Annotated in this window: 16 protein-coding genes, 1 tRNA gene and 1 pseudogene; 7 read left to right on the top strand and 11 right to left on the bottom strand. The window is 43.6% G+C overall.

From position 1 onward, the window contains the following. Positions 1–1,002 precede the first annotated feature (1,002 nt). Positions 1,003–2,010 carry a succinate dehydrogenase/fumarate reductase iron-sulfur subunit gene (locus V7K97_RS17380; RefSeq protein WP_334802263.1) on the top strand — a complete coding sequence of 336 codons (1,008 nt, stop codon included), beginning with the start codon at positions 1,003–1,005 and terminating at the stop codon, positions 2,008–2,010. 126 nt (positions 2,011–2,136) lie between these two features. On the opposite strand, the gene V7K97_RS17375 is transcribed toward V7K97_RS17380, so the two are convergent. The 8 genes from V7K97_RS17375 to psbX all read right to left on the bottom strand — a co-directional run bounded on the left by V7K97_RS17375 (position 2,137) and on the right by psbX (position 5,672). After that, positions 2,137–2,661 carry a TolB family protein gene (locus tag V7K97_RS17375; protein ID WP_334802330.1) on the bottom strand — a complete coding sequence of 175 codons (525 nt, stop codon included), beginning with the start codon at positions 2,659–2,661 and terminating at the stop codon, positions 2,137–2,139. Between the two features lie 92 nt (positions 2,662–2,753). Beyond that, positions 2,754–3,035 (bottom strand): site-specific integrase, encoded by a 282-nt coding sequence (locus V7K97_RS17370; RefSeq protein WP_334802262.1) that lies wholly within the window; start codon positions 3,033–3,035, stop codon positions 2,754–2,756. A gap of 90 nt (positions 3,036–3,125) precedes the next feature. Beyond that, a complete protein-coding gene (locus V7K97_RS17365; RefSeq protein ID WP_094341389.1) occupies positions 3,126–3,323 on the bottom strand; it encodes a DUF6887 family protein in 198 nt (65 codons plus the stop codon). Then, positions 3,320–3,427, bottom strand: a complete 108-nt coding sequence (locus V7K97_RS32085; protein WP_442936893.1) for a DUF6888 family protein — start codon at positions 3,425–3,427, stop codon at positions 3,320–3,322. The genes V7K97_RS17365 and V7K97_RS32085 overlap by 4 nt, the downstream gene beginning before the upstream one ends. Before the next feature lie 175 nt (positions 3,428–3,602). Beyond that, entirely contained in the window at positions 3,603–3,755 is a 153-nt protein-coding gene (locus tag V7K97_RS17360; RefSeq protein WP_334802261.1) for a hypothetical protein, read from the bottom strand. A gap of 31 nt (positions 3,756–3,786) precedes the next feature. Further along, entirely contained in the window at positions 3,787–4,347 is a 561-nt protein-coding gene (locus V7K97_RS17355) for a TolB family protein (protein ID WP_334802260.1), read from the bottom strand. A gap of 47 nt (positions 4,348–4,394) precedes the next feature. Beyond that, positions 4,395–5,309 carry a Ycf66 family protein gene (locus V7K97_RS17350; RefSeq protein WP_334802259.1) on the bottom strand — a complete coding sequence of 305 codons (915 nt, stop codon included), beginning with the start codon at positions 5,307–5,309 and terminating at the stop codon, positions 4,395–4,397. Positions 5,310–5,552: 243 nt separating this feature from the next. Further along, complete coding sequence (psbX, locus tag V7K97_RS17345; protein ID WP_322733475.1) at positions 5,553–5,672, bottom strand: photosystem II reaction center X protein; 120 nt, start codon at positions 5,670–5,672, stop codon at positions 5,553–5,555. Positions 5,673–6,075: 403 nt separating this feature from the next. Between psbX and V7K97_RS17340 the strand changes: the two genes are divergently transcribed. Continuing rightward, positions 6,076–6,369: a YggT family protein gene (locus V7K97_RS17340; protein WP_334802258.1), complete on the top strand. Its 294-nt coding sequence runs from the start codon at positions 6,076–6,078 to the stop codon at positions 6,367–6,369. A gap of 289 nt (positions 6,370–6,658) precedes the next feature. On the opposite strand, the gene accC is transcribed toward V7K97_RS17340, so the two are convergent. Continuing rightward, entirely contained in the window at positions 6,659–8,002 is a 1,344-nt protein-coding gene (gene accC, locus V7K97_RS17335; RefSeq protein ID WP_334802257.1) for an acetyl-CoA carboxylase biotin carboxylase subunit, read from the bottom strand. Between the two features lie 426 nt (positions 8,003–8,428). Between accC and V7K97_RS17330 the strand changes: the two genes are divergently transcribed. From V7K97_RS17330 to V7K97_RS17310, 5 genes are all read left to right on the top strand, one after another. Further along, positions 8,429–8,509: transfer RNA gene (locus V7K97_RS17330), tRNA-Leu, on the top strand. Positions 8,510–8,754: 245 nt separating this feature from the next. Then, positions 8,755–9,384 (top strand): chorismate lyase, encoded by a 630-nt coding sequence (locus tag V7K97_RS17325; protein ID WP_334802256.1) that lies wholly within the window; start codon positions 8,755–8,757, stop codon positions 9,382–9,384. A gap of 1,016 nt (positions 9,385–10,400) precedes the next feature. Further along, positions 10,401–12,167 carry a DUF3352 domain-containing protein gene (locus tag V7K97_RS17320; RefSeq protein WP_334802255.1) on the top strand — a complete coding sequence of 589 codons (1,767 nt, stop codon included), beginning with the start codon at positions 10,401–10,403 and terminating at the stop codon, positions 12,165–12,167. Between the two features lie 452 nt (positions 12,168–12,619). Beyond that, positions 12,620–13,675 (top strand): c-type cytochrome biogenesis protein CcsB, encoded by a 1,056-nt coding sequence (ccsB, locus tag V7K97_RS17315; protein WP_334802254.1) that lies wholly within the window; start codon positions 12,620–12,622, stop codon positions 13,673–13,675. 403 nt (positions 13,676–14,078) lie between these two features. Next, positions 14,079–14,387, top strand: coding sequence for a KGK domain-containing protein (locus V7K97_RS17310; protein WP_334802253.1), 309 nt, complete (start codon positions 14,079–14,081; stop codon positions 14,385–14,387). A gap of 637 nt (positions 14,388–15,024) precedes the next feature. Here V7K97_RS17310 and V7K97_RS32080 read toward each other — a convergent pair. Continuing rightward, positions 15,025–15,249 (bottom strand): annotated as a pseudogene (locus V7K97_RS32080) (tetratricopeptide repeat protein); the annotation flags it as partial. Further along, positions 15,250–15,792: tetratricopeptide repeat protein (locus V7K97_RS17305; RefSeq protein WP_442938914.1), on the bottom strand; the 543-nt coding region annotated here is incomplete at its 5' end.

Raw genomic sequence — 15,792 nt, 5'->3', positions numbered from 1 at the left:
TTTGTCCTGCCAGTAGAGACGCGAATTCTCTTGTCTCTACATTACGAATCAACAAAGCAGTAGTAGCCGCGCTGATACGGCTCTTGATTCTGGTTTTGTTACTTCGTAATTTTATATTAAATACTAGCATGGACTAATAATAGCAAAATAGTTGTTTAATTTTGAATTAAAGTTGCTGGTAAATTTTTATTTAAATTTCTGGACTTAAAGAAGAAAAAGCAGTGAAGATTTTTCTAACCCTTTATCGCCAGGGTGAGTATTGCCATCTGACTTTTATAAAAATTTATATAATTGAGACGAGCAGTTTTGACCAATGAGTGAAATCCCAGATTTTCTAGATTGAGAGTCAGCCAAAAAGCGAAAAGTCTCGCACATCCCGGTTTCCCGGTACTCTAAGTTTTCTTTGAAAGTGGTGAGGATTTCTCCTCGGTTTATTATACTCAGGTCAAAAGCGGTCAGAGGATTTTGTACGTCTGTCTATGGGAAGAATAAATCTCTTAACATATCCCTAACGCTTGATTGTCAGTACTATATATTAAACATGGGCTTTCACACTTCTATATAATCAAAAAATTCCGTCAAGCCTTAGCGAAGTCGGAATTTTCCAGCCACCACTGCTTGATTCCAGTTGACATCAAGAAGTGTTGCTAACCTCACATGGATTTAATTTGGATATTATCGCTAGTTAAAAGATCAACCTAAGTCCCTCTCTTAGCAAACCCTCTTTCCTTCACATTCCCAAACAGGTAAATTCAATGGAAAGCTGCGATTACATTTTTGGCGTTTGATCTCAGAATTTGACACAAATCTTGTCTACAGCGCTACTACAACTGAAATTTTAATGGTTATCCTTAAACTAGAATCAGTAGCCCTTGAATTGTCAGCCTCTTAACACCAGGATTTGAATTAGGGGCAAAAACATAGCTCATTTTTCGCAACTACCTGCTTTGACTCATAATTTTCGAGGCGGGTGAAGCAATTTTAAAATTTTGGTTAGTGGTTATGGAAGTTATTTTTAAGGTCATTCGACAACAACAAAATTCCTCTCCTGTTGTGCAAACCTACCTTGTAGAGGCAGAACCAGGGAATACAATTTTGGATTGCCTCAATCATATTAAGTGGGAGCAAGATGGAACTTTGGCGTTTCGCAAAAATTGCCGTAATACGATTTGTGGTAGCTGTGCTATCCGAATAAATGGGCGTTCGGCTTTAGCTTGTAAGGAAAATGTTGGCAGTGAACTTGCCAGATTACAAAAAATACCATCATCCGAAAGTAAAGTAAATGCCATTCCTGAAATCACGATCGCCCCTCTGGGCAATATGCCCGTGATTAAAGATTTGGTTGTAGATATGAGCAGTTTCTGGAATAATCTAGAAGCAGTTGCTCCTTATGTGAGTACAGCAGCACGACAAATACCAGAAAGAGAGTTTTTGCAAACACCAGAAGAGCGATCGCGCCTCGATCAAACTGGTAACTGTATTATGTGCGGTGCTTGTTACTCTGAATGCAACGCCCGTGAAGTTAATCCCGACTTTGTAGGCCCCCATGCCCTTGCCAAAGCTTACCGGATGGTAGCAGATTCCCGCGATCGCGATACCGAAAATCGCTTAGAGAACTACAACGAAGGTACTAAAGGCGTATGGGGTTGCACCCGTTGTTTGTACTGCGATGCAGTTTGTCCAATGGAAGTTGCACCATTAGAACAAATCACCAAAGTTAAACAAGAAATTCTCGCCCACAAACAAGCCGGCGATAGTCGCTCAATTCGTCACCGGAAAGTGTTGGTGGATTTAGTTAAAGAAGGTGGTTGGATTGATGAACGTCAATTTGGTTTACAAGTAGTCGGTAACTATTTTCGGGATTTAAAAGGATTACTCAGTCTTGCACCCCTCGGTTTGCGGATGATCGTTCGGGGTAAGTTTCCCCGATCATTTGAACCTTCAGAGGGTACGCAACAAGTGCGATCGCTCATTCAATCTGTGCAAGAAGAAATGGGGAGTAGGGAGTAGGGAATAGGGAGTAGGGGATGATTTTATTTCCCCACACTCAGCAAGCACGGGGAATTCTTCAGCAAGTAAGGAGTAGAGAATTTTATTTCACCACTCCCCACTCCCTACTCCCCACTCCCCATTTTTTCAACGTGGCTCTTGAGGTATATTCAACGGCTGTCCATAACGGTCATATACTAAAACATCCCACTGCCCGTTGTTACTAGATTCAAAAGCAATCCTACTACCATCGGCGCTAATTGTCGGGTTGCGGACTTCCGCTTGTAGGTTATTAGTCAAATTTCGTGATTGGCGTGTTTCCCGATCGTAGAGAAAAATAGCCGATCGCCCTTGACGACTAGCAGCAAACACAATATAACGACCATCTTGTGAAACACTAGGGTGATTTGCGATCGCATCAAAAGAGTTTAAACCTGGCAAATCAACCAAATCACGAGTTACCGTATCAAACATATAAACATCTTGGCTACCCCGTCGGTCACTAATAAAAACAATGTATCTCCCAGAAATTTCGGGGTCTAACTCCGACGATAAACTATTGAGACTCCGACCCCCCGGATCAAAGGGATAACTCAAAATCCGAGGGTAGCCAAAACACCCAGTCAATAAACTTAAGCATAAAAATACAGGTATAAAAAAAATACGTTTCATATAATTAGTCATTAGTCATTAGTCATTAGTCATTAGTCAATAGTCTCACAACTCCTAACTCCTAACTCCTAACTCCTAAGGTACAGACGCGATTAATCAATCACTGGGATTAACCTAGTTGCAAGTTTCCCCTTGGTGTTTGATTTTCTGATAATTAACCGGGGTCTGACAATACCTTTTTGGGTGTAAATATCTTGAGTTAGCAGGGTACTGCATTCGCGGATTCTACAGGCGCTAAATAGGCATACGGCAAACAAGGTGCGTAGGCGTAGCCCGCGGCAGGCATCGCGGTCATTGTCTAAGCCATGACTGAAAATTAGCTGTATCTCTGACTGCGTTAGAACCTTAGCGCGTCCATGCGGATTTATTTTCATTGCCAGACTGTAGACCCTGTAATCCACAGCCTACAATGTTTTGACCTGTGATAAACTACATCGATTAAGCGAGTTGATAAAGGTAATTTTTTACAGATTCTCTCGTGTCCGTTTTGCTTCTATTAGTTTTTCCAATTCACCAATTTCATCTATGGTATAAAACTTGGGGTTAGGTTCAGCGTTAATTTTATCCATTAGAGCGTGAAAAGCTTCTGTATCATTCCGATTCTCTAATAAATAACGTTTTAACTCTATTTTACTCATAGCTGCAAACTTAGGCTTAGTCATTCGTCGTATCTCCATTTACCATTGGGGTTAATTACAATACCTGTTTCATCTCCAGCCAAGATATAGATGTCTCCTGTTCGTTCATTAATGGTACATGGGCTGATCTTCCGAAAGCAGGTTATACAAACTATGGGTATGTATCAGGGAAAGTAGTTTCGCCCACTCAAATAACTCTGAATCTATACTTTTGCTAGTTCAGGTTATGTAAGCTCAGAAACTTGTACCCGCTAGACGCATAGCCACAACCATTTCCTTCCCTCCCACCAGCCCTTCCAGCCCTTAGATTCCCTGTAGCTCATGCTGTGGGGAATTGTGATTTAGTAGTAAACCAAAAAGTTTTTCCCAATTCTCACCCTGTAGCACGTCTCTAGCTGTGGGGTTTTGTTTTTGTGGTTGAGTGCGATCGCTGTTTGTTTGGATGCGTCTCTCCAAACTCTTAACTCCTAACTCCTAACTTTTTCCCCTACGGAGGTGAACCCACAGTTGCACCATTAGGAATATCTAACTCAATATTTGGCCCCCGGTCTAGGACTTCAATATCCCACTGACCACGGGTGGCGGTTTCAAAGACAATATAACGTCCATCTGGGCTGATACTTGGTTTTCTAACCCAGCCGCGATAGATGGGTGTGACGATTTGCGACTGTTGGGTAGCGCGATCGTAAAGCGCCACCACTGGTCTACCTTGGTCACTAGTAAGATAAGAAATGTAACGCCCGGTGTAGCTCAAACTAGGACTTTCGGCAATTGTCTCCTGTCGGTTTATGCCTGGTGTGCTAATAAACAGTTGCCTCTCCAAATCGTACACCAGTAGCTGCTGATTACCATTCCGATTAGATACAAACGCTAAAAAGCGCCCATTTCCACTCAAAGCAGGTTGCTCCTCAGTGTAGCGACTGTTGAGGGAAGTAGACCCTGTGGGAATATTATTAGAATCACAAGATACAAGCAAACTTGTTAAACCAAAAACTAGGCTCCAATGAATTGGTCTTTGGAGCCAAAATATCGGCGTAAATTTTTCCACCTCAACTGTTTTCCGTCGCCTCTAAACCTACTTCCACGCCAACTGTTTTAAACATCGTCATCAAAATCAGTCGAATTATCTGGTCGGTCATTTGGCTTTTCAATCGGATTGTATGGCACATAATCAGTTGGAATCGCCTCATCATCTTCGCGCGGTCTTCGAGGAGTTGAGTCAGCGGAGGGACGACGCCTTCTTGGTCTGGGAGCAACATCATCTTCACGACTTTCGGGACGCCCAGACCCGTTATTACTGCGGCGAGAAGGTTTTCTGACTTCCTCGCCCGAACTTTCCCAATCATCAACTTGCCTAGATGAAGAACCCCAATTTTCTTCTTCAGAGCTTTCAGAAGGGCGATTCACCGGACGCCCAGAAGTCCGCCGCGTTCTATCCCTTGAACCCTGCCTTTCATTATTGTTATTACGGCGCTCTGAAGGACGCGGGGATTGATCCTGGTAGTAGTCATCACGAGTTGAAATCTCATCTCTGCTACCCCGAATCCGGGGACGTGAGGGGCGTTCCTCCTCGTCTTCATAAGGCAGTGGATCTAAGTCTGCCTCCATCTGGGCCCCATACTTCTTGCGATTGCGGTTCATTGAATAATTTCCGCTTACCTCTCGCTCATCATCCACAATGGGAGTGTTACGCTTTGCTTGCTGGGTAGCTATACTCCGCAAGCGAATACTTTCAACTGCAAAAAACACAGTTGTACCGACTAAAAGCAGTTGACCAAATTGTAAAATCGGGTCTAGCCGCCATCCTTGAAAGACGAGAATAAAGCCACATAGTAAGCCGACTGCCGCAAAAAAGATATCTTGATCCCGTGACAATTCTGGACGCACAGTGCGGAGAAAATACAGTGCTGCCCCAGCCACAGCCAGGAAAATTCCTAGAATACTGGCTGAGTTTGCCCCAAAATTTACCTGAGCCAGAAAACTGGCTGAGTTCAGCCCAAAATTTATCATTGCTATTTTCCCAATATCAAATCTATGTTAGCGAGTCACAATTAAAATCACTACTGTAATTAGGGACGATATATTGAAGCTTCAAAGCCTCTGGCAAAGAAGCTCTGAAGCTATTCACCGAAAAGTAAAAAAACATACTTCTGTCATCTACAACCGCCACCAGCAGCAGAAACTGATACTTTTGGTGCAATTAAGTAGATAGTTGACAGACAATTATGAGAGTTAAATTAACTCTCATCAGCATTATGAACGCTGGATTTTATCTTTTTGGCTAATGAAAATTAGACCAACTGTAGCGGGTACTACCACAATTGCAGCACCCCAAGCCAGACTCCAAAGAAAATTTGCTAAAGAAGGCGTCATACTTCTAAACCTTTTTTTACACACTTCATCCTAATTTTAATAGTGTATTACTTTCTTGAGAAGCCTCTAACCTCTGAACTACCAAACTTGGTAACTGGTTTCACCAGTTATTGAGTTAACCGCGTGAGCGAGTTCGCTTTTCTATTTCAGAACGAAGTGACAGCATTTGGTTAAAATGATGATGAGAGTGCTTTACAAAGCTTAAAACTTTCTAGCGATGTCTACGACGGGCTATTCGGCGTCGCAAAGCGCAGTAAGCCGGCGCGGTCTTTTCCCAGAGAGGCTAGTACCAAGGGGGTTTCCTCCATGAGCGACTGGCGTTAGCGACGTAGGAGCGTCACCTCAAAGGCTTGCCTTTGCCTAAATTTTTTCTTTCTTTACAGACAGATAGTAGCTTAAACCGATGACTGGTGTTAACCTGACTGCTTTGATTCTTGGCCCTGCATTAGGGGTGATGACATTTTTATTTATATTTCGTATCATTCTCACTTGGTATCCGCAAGTGGATCTGAATCGTTTGCCCTTTAATTTAATAGCTTGGCCTACTGAGCCATTTTTAATCCCGTTGCGAAAGCTAGTGCAACCTATAGGCGGGGTAGACATTACACCGATTATTTGGGTTGGCATCTTCAGCCTGCTGCGAGAAATCCTGCTAGGTCAACAAGGATTGCTGACTATGCTATCTCGTGTGAATTAGGGATGGGGCATTGGGCATTGGGCATGGCTTATATCTTGCACCAGGCGACTAGAAGTCGCGGCTACACGAGACTTTACCTGTCTCCGCAGGTTGAAAAGCCTTGATTTGCGTTAGTCCGCGTAGGCGGACGAGAGTTTGTATAGCCGCGATTTCTAATCGCTAGGGCTAGGTGCAAGATGTGAGATGGGGCATTGGGCATTGGGCATTGGGCATTGGGCATTGGTTACACCCCATCTCCCTCATCTCCCTTATCTCCCTCATCTTCCCCCACTCCCCACTCCCCACTCCCCTAACCGTTCATTTCCTGCACAAAATTCGTATAGACATTACCCTGCAAAAACTGTGGAGTTTCCATAATTCTTTGATGAAATCCGATGGTCGTGGGTAGTCCCGTGATGGCACATTCCCGCAGTGCGCGTTTCATGCGGTTAATAGCAGTGGGTCGGTCTGGTGCCCAAACAATTAACTTGCCAATCAATGAATCGTAGTAGGGCGGGATTTGGTAATCTGTGTAAACGTGGGAATCAATCCGAACACCAGGACCTCCGGGGGGCAGATAGCCGCTAATCCTTCCAGGAGAAGGGCGAAAGTCATGATCGGGGTCTTCAGCGTTGATGCGGCATTCAATCGAATGACCCCGTAATACTACTTGCTCTTGGGTAAGCTTGAGTCTTTCCCCTTGGGCAATGCGGATTTGTTCGGCAACTAAGTCTATCCCGGTAATCATCTCTGTTACAGGGTGTTCTACTTGAATTCGGGTGTTCATTTCCATAAAGTAGAATTTACCGGATCTATCCAAGAGAAATTCGATAGTACCCGCCCCACTGTAATTAATGAATTGGGCAGCTTTGACAGCAGCTTGTCCCATTTTCTCACGTAGGTCTTGGTCGAGAGCCGGACTTGGTGCTTCTTCTAGTAGCTTTTGATTTCGGCGTTGAATTGAGCAATCGCGTTCACCCAAGTGGATAACATTACCGTAGTTATCCGCCAAAATTTGAAATTCGATGTGGCGGGGACGTTCAATAAATTTTTCTATGTAAACACCAGAATTCCCAAAAGCTGCTCCTGCTTCGCCTTGGGCTGCGAGAAAAAGTTTAACAAATTCGTCTTCAGAACGAACTAGACGCATACCCCGTCCACCGCCACCTGCTGTAGCTTTGATCATCACTGGATAGCCGATATCCTTGGCGAATCCCAATCCTTCTTGCTCGGATTCTACCAACCCCTCACTACCTGGTACTGTCGGTACTCCAGCTTTTTGCATGGTTTCTTTGGCAGTGGCTTTATCCCCCATTCGCCTGATAGCTTCTGGAGTTGGGCCGATAAAAGCAATATGATGGTCGGCACAGATTTCCGCAAACCGGGCATTTTCTGCCAAAAAGCCATAGCCTGGATGAATGGCAGTCGCATTGCGTGTTAGTGCAGCAGCAATAATATTGGGAATATTCAAATAACTTTTACTGCTAGCAGGTTCGCCAATGCAAACGGCTTCATCAGCAAGTTGGACGTGGAGAGCATTACGGTCAACGGTGGAGTGAACTGCAACTGTGGCAATCCCCATTTCTTCACAGGCGCGGAGAATACGAAGGGCGATTTCTCCCCGATTGGCAATTAATATTTTGTCAAACTTCATTTTTTAGTTTCGATATCATTACCAGTAGATTGACATTTTCTCTGATCCAACTTGAAACAACGCTTCCGCATTATTTCAAATTATCACAGGAGATTCGCCACCCTGATTCTAAGCAAACTTGCAGGCTTGCAGGCTCTACGGGTCTTACTACACTAACAACATTGCTGCTGCAAGTCTTAGCTAGACTACCAAGCTGGGCTTTTGCGTCGGCGTAGCCCGTGGTAGGCATCGCCAACGGCGGGCGGTTACGCGATCGCATCCCGCCGAATACAATAGCTCTACCCTTTTTAATATCACTCGTGATCTACTAGATTTCTGTCAGTCTGATACAGGCTGGAGAAAATTTATATTTTTGAGCAAATTAATTTAGATATCACCTTACTATAATTATTTTCTTATGCTATAGTCTATGTTTAGATAAACCATGCGGATGTGGCGGAATTGGTATACGCGCACGCTTGAGGTGCGTGTGGCTTTGCCTTGGGAGTTCGAGTCTCCCCATCCGCATTTTTGCTTGTCTAAGCATAGGGTCAATAGTCACGGGTCAAAAAACCCTAGACTATTGACCCTTAAATCTGAATCTACCTTTAGTAGTCTGTAAAGCGAACAATGCTTGGTTTGTAGTGAGCGCTTTAGCGCTGAAATCAAGGACTAAAGTCCTTACTACAAACTTTTTTATCCAGCATACTTGTCTTCACGGACTACTAGTTTTTTATGCTTTTATAGAGATAGATGAAGTTTTGTAAAAAGCATTGAGTATTACTTTTAGTTCGACAAACAACCTGACACTGCCACCAGCTTGGCATCGCCTCACTCCGATTTGGCAAGGAGGGGAGGAAATAATTCAACAAAGTTTACCTCACACTCAACTCGCACCTGCATGGCAGCTAATGCTTTTGGGTGACGGCTCCCCAACACGTCACTTAGAATTGCTCACAGGTGAGCCTGTAGAAGTAGATGTCATTGATATGTCATTAATTGGCATGGATTTGGATGATGCTCCTGAGTTAATCCAAGCTGTCCCAGGACCGCGACTACGGCGACAAGTATGGCTGCGTACTGCTTCTGGTCAGCGATTAGCCTATGCCACTTCGTGGTGGGAAGCCAGTCATGTAGATGAGTATTTGCAGAACCGTTCATTACCAATTTGGGCGAGTTTAGCTCGTCTTCGCACAGAGTTGTATCGGGATGTTCGAGGAATTTACTACGGTAACTCATCAGCGCTACAGTCAGGTTTTGATGTAACTGGGTCTTTTTGGGGTCGCCACTACTTGTTTTGGCATCATGGACAGCCATTGACCTTAATTTATGAAGTTTTTTCGCCTTATTTAACCAAATATTTGGGGCCTATGCAGTTGAGTGCTATTAATACTGAAGCATAGTATAGGACTAGTATTTGATTTTTGAAATACATGTAGGGGAGCCAGTGCATTGGGGAGGTTCCCGATGCTCAAGGACTCGCTCTCAGCGTTGGCGCAGCCTCTCGTAGACAAGCTATGCCGTTGGCGAACGAGAGGCGTGTTGCACAAGCCTACTCGTTCGCGAGTGCGTCTCCCCTTCTCCCAAAGGGAGAGGCTAGCGCCAAGGGAGAAGAGAAGGCTTTACGCTGCGCTATCTGTTGTAGCAACTGGCGTTGTGTTAGCGCCGAGAGTACGGCACCAAAAGCTTGGAATTGTGCGTTACGCTATCGCTAACACACCCTACAAGACTACCGAGATTTCTTCAGAAATCAAAAATCAAATATGATTCCTATATTTTTAAAAGTTTTTCATCCTTTGCAGTGCGCCCCAGAGCATGGGAATTTTGCACCAATCTCAATAACACTATTATCATCAGATAGGCACTGTCTACATTATTTAATTAATCTTTGATTTTTCAAAAAGTTACCAGTTGCTTCTCAGCAAAAATAGCACCTGTTTTGTATCATTTCGATGTAAATTCCCAAAAAGGATAATTTAACAACACATCTGATTTGGAAGATTGGTAATCGATGGGAAATCCCGGACACTGAATTAATCTAGGTTTAGATAAAGTCAATACTCAGAGATGGAAGCTCTGTAAATAGAAGGTAGTGTGGCTTGCTGATGACTTGCAGCAATGCCCAACTTAGTTATATCCTCGAAGTGCTTGAAATGGCAGATTTAACTCCTTGAGACTTTCCACAGAGGCAACCCTCTAAAGGAAGTGTCCGGCGAAATTCAACAAAGCGTGTTAAAAAAGGTAACTAACCACGAAAAAACCACTTTGGAAACATTCGGGAAGGTTGATTACGGAAATACGATCAATGTTTAGGATGGAGAAATTTATGCAGTTAACTGTCCTAGATAACGAGAAATTTTCTGGTTAATTTAACCAATCAAGCAAGTAATGAGTTTGCAAGTATGAGGTATAGGTTTCAATGGCACTGCCTCTTGTGTCTGTCCCAATGAAGAAAAATAAGAAACCGTCTCTGGTGCTGACGCTTTCGGCTGCTGGGTTGTTGATTGGTGCGGGGAGTGCAGCATACTGGTTGTTAACCCAGAGACAACTATCTTCTAGCGATTTGCTAGTAGGTGCAAATATTATTCCTGGTGATGCCCTGTTTGCGGTTTCTCTGACAACAGATGCCCAGCAGTGGCAGCAATTGCGGCAGTTTGGGACAAGAGAAACCCAAGCAGAACTGGACAAAAATTTAGTAGAATTGCGCGATCGCTTTCTGACTAATAATGGTTACGACTTCCAGAAAGATATCGCTCCTTGGGTAGGCAATGACGTGACGATCGCAATTCTTGCCCCAGCGATCGGCAATAAACCTGCACCCAAACCAATTATCACCAATGAAGATGCTGATAACGATCAGCAGTCGATGGTAATGGTATTGCCAGTGAAAAACCCAGAAATCGCTAAAAGCATTTTGGCACAACCCAAAGCTCTTAAACAAGGCAAATGGATTGACCGTACTTATGAAGGGATCGCCATCAAACAAAGTGAGGGACAAGCAGGGGAAAACTTCTCGGCGGCATTACTAGATGGGCGTTTTTTAGTGATCACTGATAGTCCCAAAGCCACAGAACGAGCGATCGATGCCTACAAAAATAAAACATCTCTAGCCACAACCGGGGGCTTTGCTGAGAATTTCCTAAAAATTGCCAACTACCAACCCTTTGCCCAGTTTTATGTAAATGTGCCAACAGCAGCCAAAATAGCCGCAGCTTCTCAAAACCACCCTTTACCTGCTCAAGTTTTGGCTCAACTGCAAAATAACCAAGGTTTAGCGGGGACAATGACCTTAGAACCAGAAGGAATCCGCTTCAAGGGCGTTTCTTGGTTAAACCCTAATAGTCAACGTGTGCTGGCGGTGGAAAACAAAGCTGGTCAAATGCAAAGCCGCCTACCTGCGGATACCTTGATGATGCTATCTGGCGGTAACTTACAGAGGTCTTGGGGAGACTATGTTTTAACATCTCAGGGAAATCCCTTGTCGCCGATCGCACCAGAAAAGCTGCGAGGTGGTGTAAAATCTCTACTCAATCTCGATTTAGATAAGGATTTGCTCAGTTGGATGAAAGGCGAATTTTCCTTATCATTGATTCCTAGTACTCCAAAAGCAGGTTCACCAGATGATTTTCGTGCGGGTTTGGTGTTTATGGTACAGGCAAGCGATCATAACTCAGCTGAAACATCCTTAAAACAGCTCGATGATGTGATGAGAAACCAATACCAGTTCCAAGTCCAAGCGGGGAAAGTGGCAGATAAACCCGTTGTTAACTGGGTTTCACCTTATGGTACGTTAACTGCAACCCACGGCTGGTTAGATGAAGATGTTGCCTTCCTGGTAGTGGGCGCTCCCATCACTGATAAAATTGTTCCCAAACCCAATAACACACTAGCTAGCACGATCCCCTTCCAACAAACAGTTCCTACAGAACCAAATCCCACAAATGGCCAATTTTTTCTGGATGTTGAACGAACTGTGAAAAATTTCCCTTTACCACCTCTAATTCCCAATCAACAAACTTTGCTAGATGCAACTCGCTCAATTGGGATGACATCTGCTGTCAGCGACAATCGCAGTAACATCTACAACATTTTTATAGCACTGAAAAAAGTTACTAACATGACTACATTCCCTAGTCCAGAAAGCAATAAAAGCACTTCTGCGACACCATCTGCGACTTCTCCATAACACTAATTGGAAAAGTTAAGAGTTTGGAGAGACGCGATTAATCGCGTCTGTACTTTGGAGTCAGGAGTTGTAGGAATTCTCAAAAATCTTGCTATGTCTAAATCTTCGCGTCTGGTGTGTCTTTACCTCAGAGCAATATCATCTGTAGCAACCTGAAAATGAAATGGGATGAAAAAACTTTAATTCATAACTCTCAATACGGTTCGGATAAGGTTGTTTGATGACACGCCGCTAATCGCAAAGCAAAGACGCGATAAATCGCCGTCTCTACAAAGGACTGATTATTGTAAAGACGGCGATTGATCGCGTCTCTTGCCTTAACCGAACCGTATTGTCATAATTCTTAACTCCTTACTCTAACTTTAACTTTCTCCTGTGCCATGACCCTGTAAGCATATAGGATCAGAATAGTCAGAATCGATATTTTAAATCATTCGCGGAGAGAAGACTTTATGAATCTGGTTGTACTCCAGAACTGGCTGGACAATGCCTCCTTTGCCATATTATTCCTGACAATGCTGGTGTATTGGGGAGGAGCGGCTTTTCCGAATCTACCTTATCTAGCCGCTTTGGGGACAGCTGGGATGGCGATCGCTAATTTGTGTATAGCTACTTTATTAGGGGCACGATGGATCGAAGCTGGTTACTTTCCCTTAAGTAATCTCTATGAATCTCTGTTTTTCTTAACTTGGGGAATTACCGCAGTTCATCTGATTGCCGAAAATAGTAGCCGTAGCCGCTTAGTAGGAGTTGCGACAGCTCCAGTGGCAATGGCGATCGCAGCTTTTGCTACTATGACATTGCCATCGCAAATGCAAGCGTCAGAACCCCTAGTACCTGCCTTGAAGTCAAATTGGCTGATGATGCATGTCAGCGTCATGATGTTGAGTTATTCTGCTTTGATGGTGGGTTCATTATTAGCGATCGCTTTTTTAATAGTCACTCGCGGTCAAAATATCCAACTACAAGGTAGTTCTGTTGGTACTGGTGGCTATCGCAGCAACGGCTACCGCTTGCACAAAGCATCCGAACTAATTTCTCAACTACCAACCCCTGCTGTCGAAAATAACGGCTTTGCCCGTTTTGAAACTAGTAGCAATGGCAACGCTAACACTGCTGTTTTGGATTTAGTAACTACCCCTGAGTCTCAAGCTGTAGCATCTGCTGAACCTCTTTCACCCCAGCGCCTTAGCCTTGCCGAAACCCTCGACAACATTAGTTATCGCGTCATCGGGCTAGGTTTTCCCCTGCTGACAATTGGCATCATTGCTGGTGGCGTTTGGGCTAACGAAGCCTGGGGTTCCTATTGGAGTTGGGACCCGAAAGAAACTTGGGCATTAATCACTTGGTTAGTCTTCGCCGCCTACCTTCACGCCAGAATTACTCACGGTTGGCAAGGGCGCAGTCCGGCAATCTTAGCCTCCACCGGCTTGATTGTCGTTTGGGTTTGCTATCTCGGTGTGAATCTTTTGGGTAAAGGTTTGCATTCTTACGGTTGGTTTTTCTAACAACCTGACTAAGACAGTACTCAATACTCTTCGGTTAAGGCAAGAGACGCGATAAATCGCCGTCTTTACAATAATCAGTCCTTTGTAGAGACGGCGATTTATCGCGTCTTTGGGATATATTATTTTCATCAAATAACCTTAACCGAACCGTATTGAGACAGTACTGAGTATTGAGTATTTTTCCTTTACTCATAACTCAGAACTTAGTAGGGGCAATTCATGAATTGCCCCTACCTGAAAATCGACTAATGACTAAATCGGCGGGCAGCTATCCCAGACACCTTGAAGGGATGGTATTTCCGCCGATTTTTCTTGAGTAGCGCTAAATCTATAAAATCATCATTTTATTTCGGATGAACTGTTATGTCTCTGGAAAATATAGGTTTAGTGACAGGAGATTTTTATGGAAGATGGATTTGAGAGACTAAATCACGATGAAGTTGTGTCTATAGAACCAGACACTTTTAATAAGTTAAATATTGCTAAAACTTTTAAAGTACGTGATTTGATTACAGCAATTAAGGAATATATTGGGGCGGAAGATACAGACGAAGTAAATTTGTATACTCAAGGATTAAATTGTGAAGTCTTACAATTTAGTACTCAGGGATGGAAAAAAGGAAAAGTTAGACTTGCTTTAGAATTTTGCTCTGATGAATCTGAGTCACCACTTGATGAAATTTTTCAAAAACTCAAACAAGTGGAAAACTAATATCCAATGAACAAAATATCCCCGACTTCTTAAAGAAGTCGGGGATCTGAGCCTCTCGATGTTTGCAAATAAAATGGGATGTGCTGAATTGCTATCAACATTCATTAATAAAATAAAGATGTACTTGCGATCGCTCGGCATAGATCCTGATTCTCTCATCTGACTTCCTCTAAGGGAACTCCCAATACGGTTCGGTTAAGGCAAGAGACGCGATAAATCGCCGTCTCTACAAAGGACTGATTATTGTAAAGACGGCGATTTATCGCGTCTTTGCGATTAGCGGCGTGTCATCAAAAAACCTTATCCGAACCGTAGTGAGGGAACTCCAACATATAAATCATCTAATCTTGTGGGGTGGGCAACATGAGCGCCCAGTTCACAGGACGGGCGAGACAGCCCATCCCACAATAAATATTAGGATATTTTATTACTTGCAAGTCCCTAAAAACTCGTCCACGAGTATCAAAGACTCGTTAACGGAGTTCAGAGGTGGATGAATCCAGTTCAAAGACTCGTTAACGAGTATCAAAGACTCATTAGAGCAGTTTTCATTTACTTAAATCCCACTCTTGCATTCTCCTCTGCGCCTCTGCATGAGACAAAAATCTTTCAGTAATTACGAATTACGAATTACGAATTACGAATTACGCATTACCCTATCAAGACTTGCACTCACACTTTCAGCATCCGGTGACTTCAACTGCTGCAAAATCTTTAAAGCTGGTTGCAAATAGGATATCGCTTTAGTGTATTCACCCTGCTGTTCTGCCAAATCTCCTAAGCACCACAGAGTAATTGCTTTCCCTTGGACATTACCAATGCGTTCATTTATTTCCAAAGAAAGATTGTAGAGTGCGATCGCTTAATCCACTTCCCCTTTGTTGGCGTAGAGAATTCCCAGTTGGTGTAACGTCGTCGCTTTCCCTTGGACATTTCCAATACGTTCATTTATTTCCAAAGAAAGATTGTAGAGTGCGATCGCTTCATCTACTTCCCCTTTGTTAGCGTAAAGAATTCCCAGATTGCTCAACGTCGCTGCTTTGCCTTGGACATTTCCAATGCGTTCATTTATTTCTAAAGACTGATTGTAGAGTGCGATCGCTTCATCCACTTCCCCTTTGTTGGCGTAGATAATTCCCAGACAGCGCAACGTCGCCGCTTTCCCTTGGACATCTCCAATGCGTTCCTTGATTTCCAAAGACTGATTGTAGAGTGCGATCGCTTTATCCACATCCCCTTTGTTGGCGTAGATCATTCCCAGACAGTTCAACGTCGCCGCTTTCCCTTGGACATTACCAATACTTTCAGTTATTTCCAAAGACTGATTGTAGAGTGCGATCGCTTTATCCACATCCCCTTTGTTGGCGTAGATCATTCCCAGACAGTTCAACGTCGCCGCTTTCCC

Origin of the sequence: Nostoc sp., assembly GCF_036917815.1 — a bacterium.
Classification (GTDB): domain Bacteria; phylum Cyanobacteriota; class Cyanobacteriia; order Cyanobacteriales; family Nostocaceae; genus Nostoc.
Note: the sequence above shows the minus strand (reverse complement) of the source record. Positions and strands in the feature narration are given on the sequence as shown.

Coding starts and splice junctions, on each gene's coding strand:
- ccsB (WP_334802254.1), top strand. CDS start 12,620: ATGAATCTGGTTGTACTCCAGAACTGGCTGGACAATGCCTCCTTTGCC.
- V7K97_RS17380 (WP_334802263.1), top strand. CDS start 1,003: ATGGAAGTTATTTTTAAGGTCATTCGACAACAACAAAATTCCTCTCCT.
- V7K97_RS17375 (WP_334802330.1), bottom strand. CDS start 2,661: ATGAAACGTATTTTTTTTATACCTGTATTTTTATGCTTAAGTTTATTG.
- accC (WP_334802257.1), bottom strand. CDS start 8,002: ATGAAGTTTGACAAAATATTAATTGCCAATCGGGGAGAAATCGCCCTT.
- V7K97_RS17365 (WP_094341389.1), bottom strand. CDS start 3,323: ATGACTAAGCCTAAGTTTGCAGCTATGAGTAAAATAGAGTTAAAACGT.
- V7K97_RS17370 (WP_334802262.1), bottom strand. CDS start 3,035: ATGAAAATAAATCCGCATGGACGCGCTAAGGTTCTAACGCAGTCAGAG.
- psbX (WP_322733475.1), bottom strand. CDS start 5,672: ATGACGCCTTCTTTAGCAAATTTTCTTTGGAGTCTGGCTTGGGGTGCT.
- V7K97_RS17340 (WP_334802258.1), top strand. CDS start 6,076: ATGACTGGTGTTAACCTGACTGCTTTGATTCTTGGCCCTGCATTAGGG.
- V7K97_RS17320 (WP_334802255.1), top strand. CDS start 10,401: ATGGCACTGCCTCTTGTGTCTGTCCCAATGAAGAAAAATAAGAAACCG.
- V7K97_RS17310 (WP_334802253.1), top strand. CDS start 14,079: ATGGAAGATGGATTTGAGAGACTAAATCACGATGAAGTTGTGTCTATA.
- V7K97_RS17350 (WP_334802259.1), bottom strand. CDS start 5,309: ATGATAAATTTTGGGCTGAACTCAGCCAGTTTTCTGGCTCAGGTAAAT.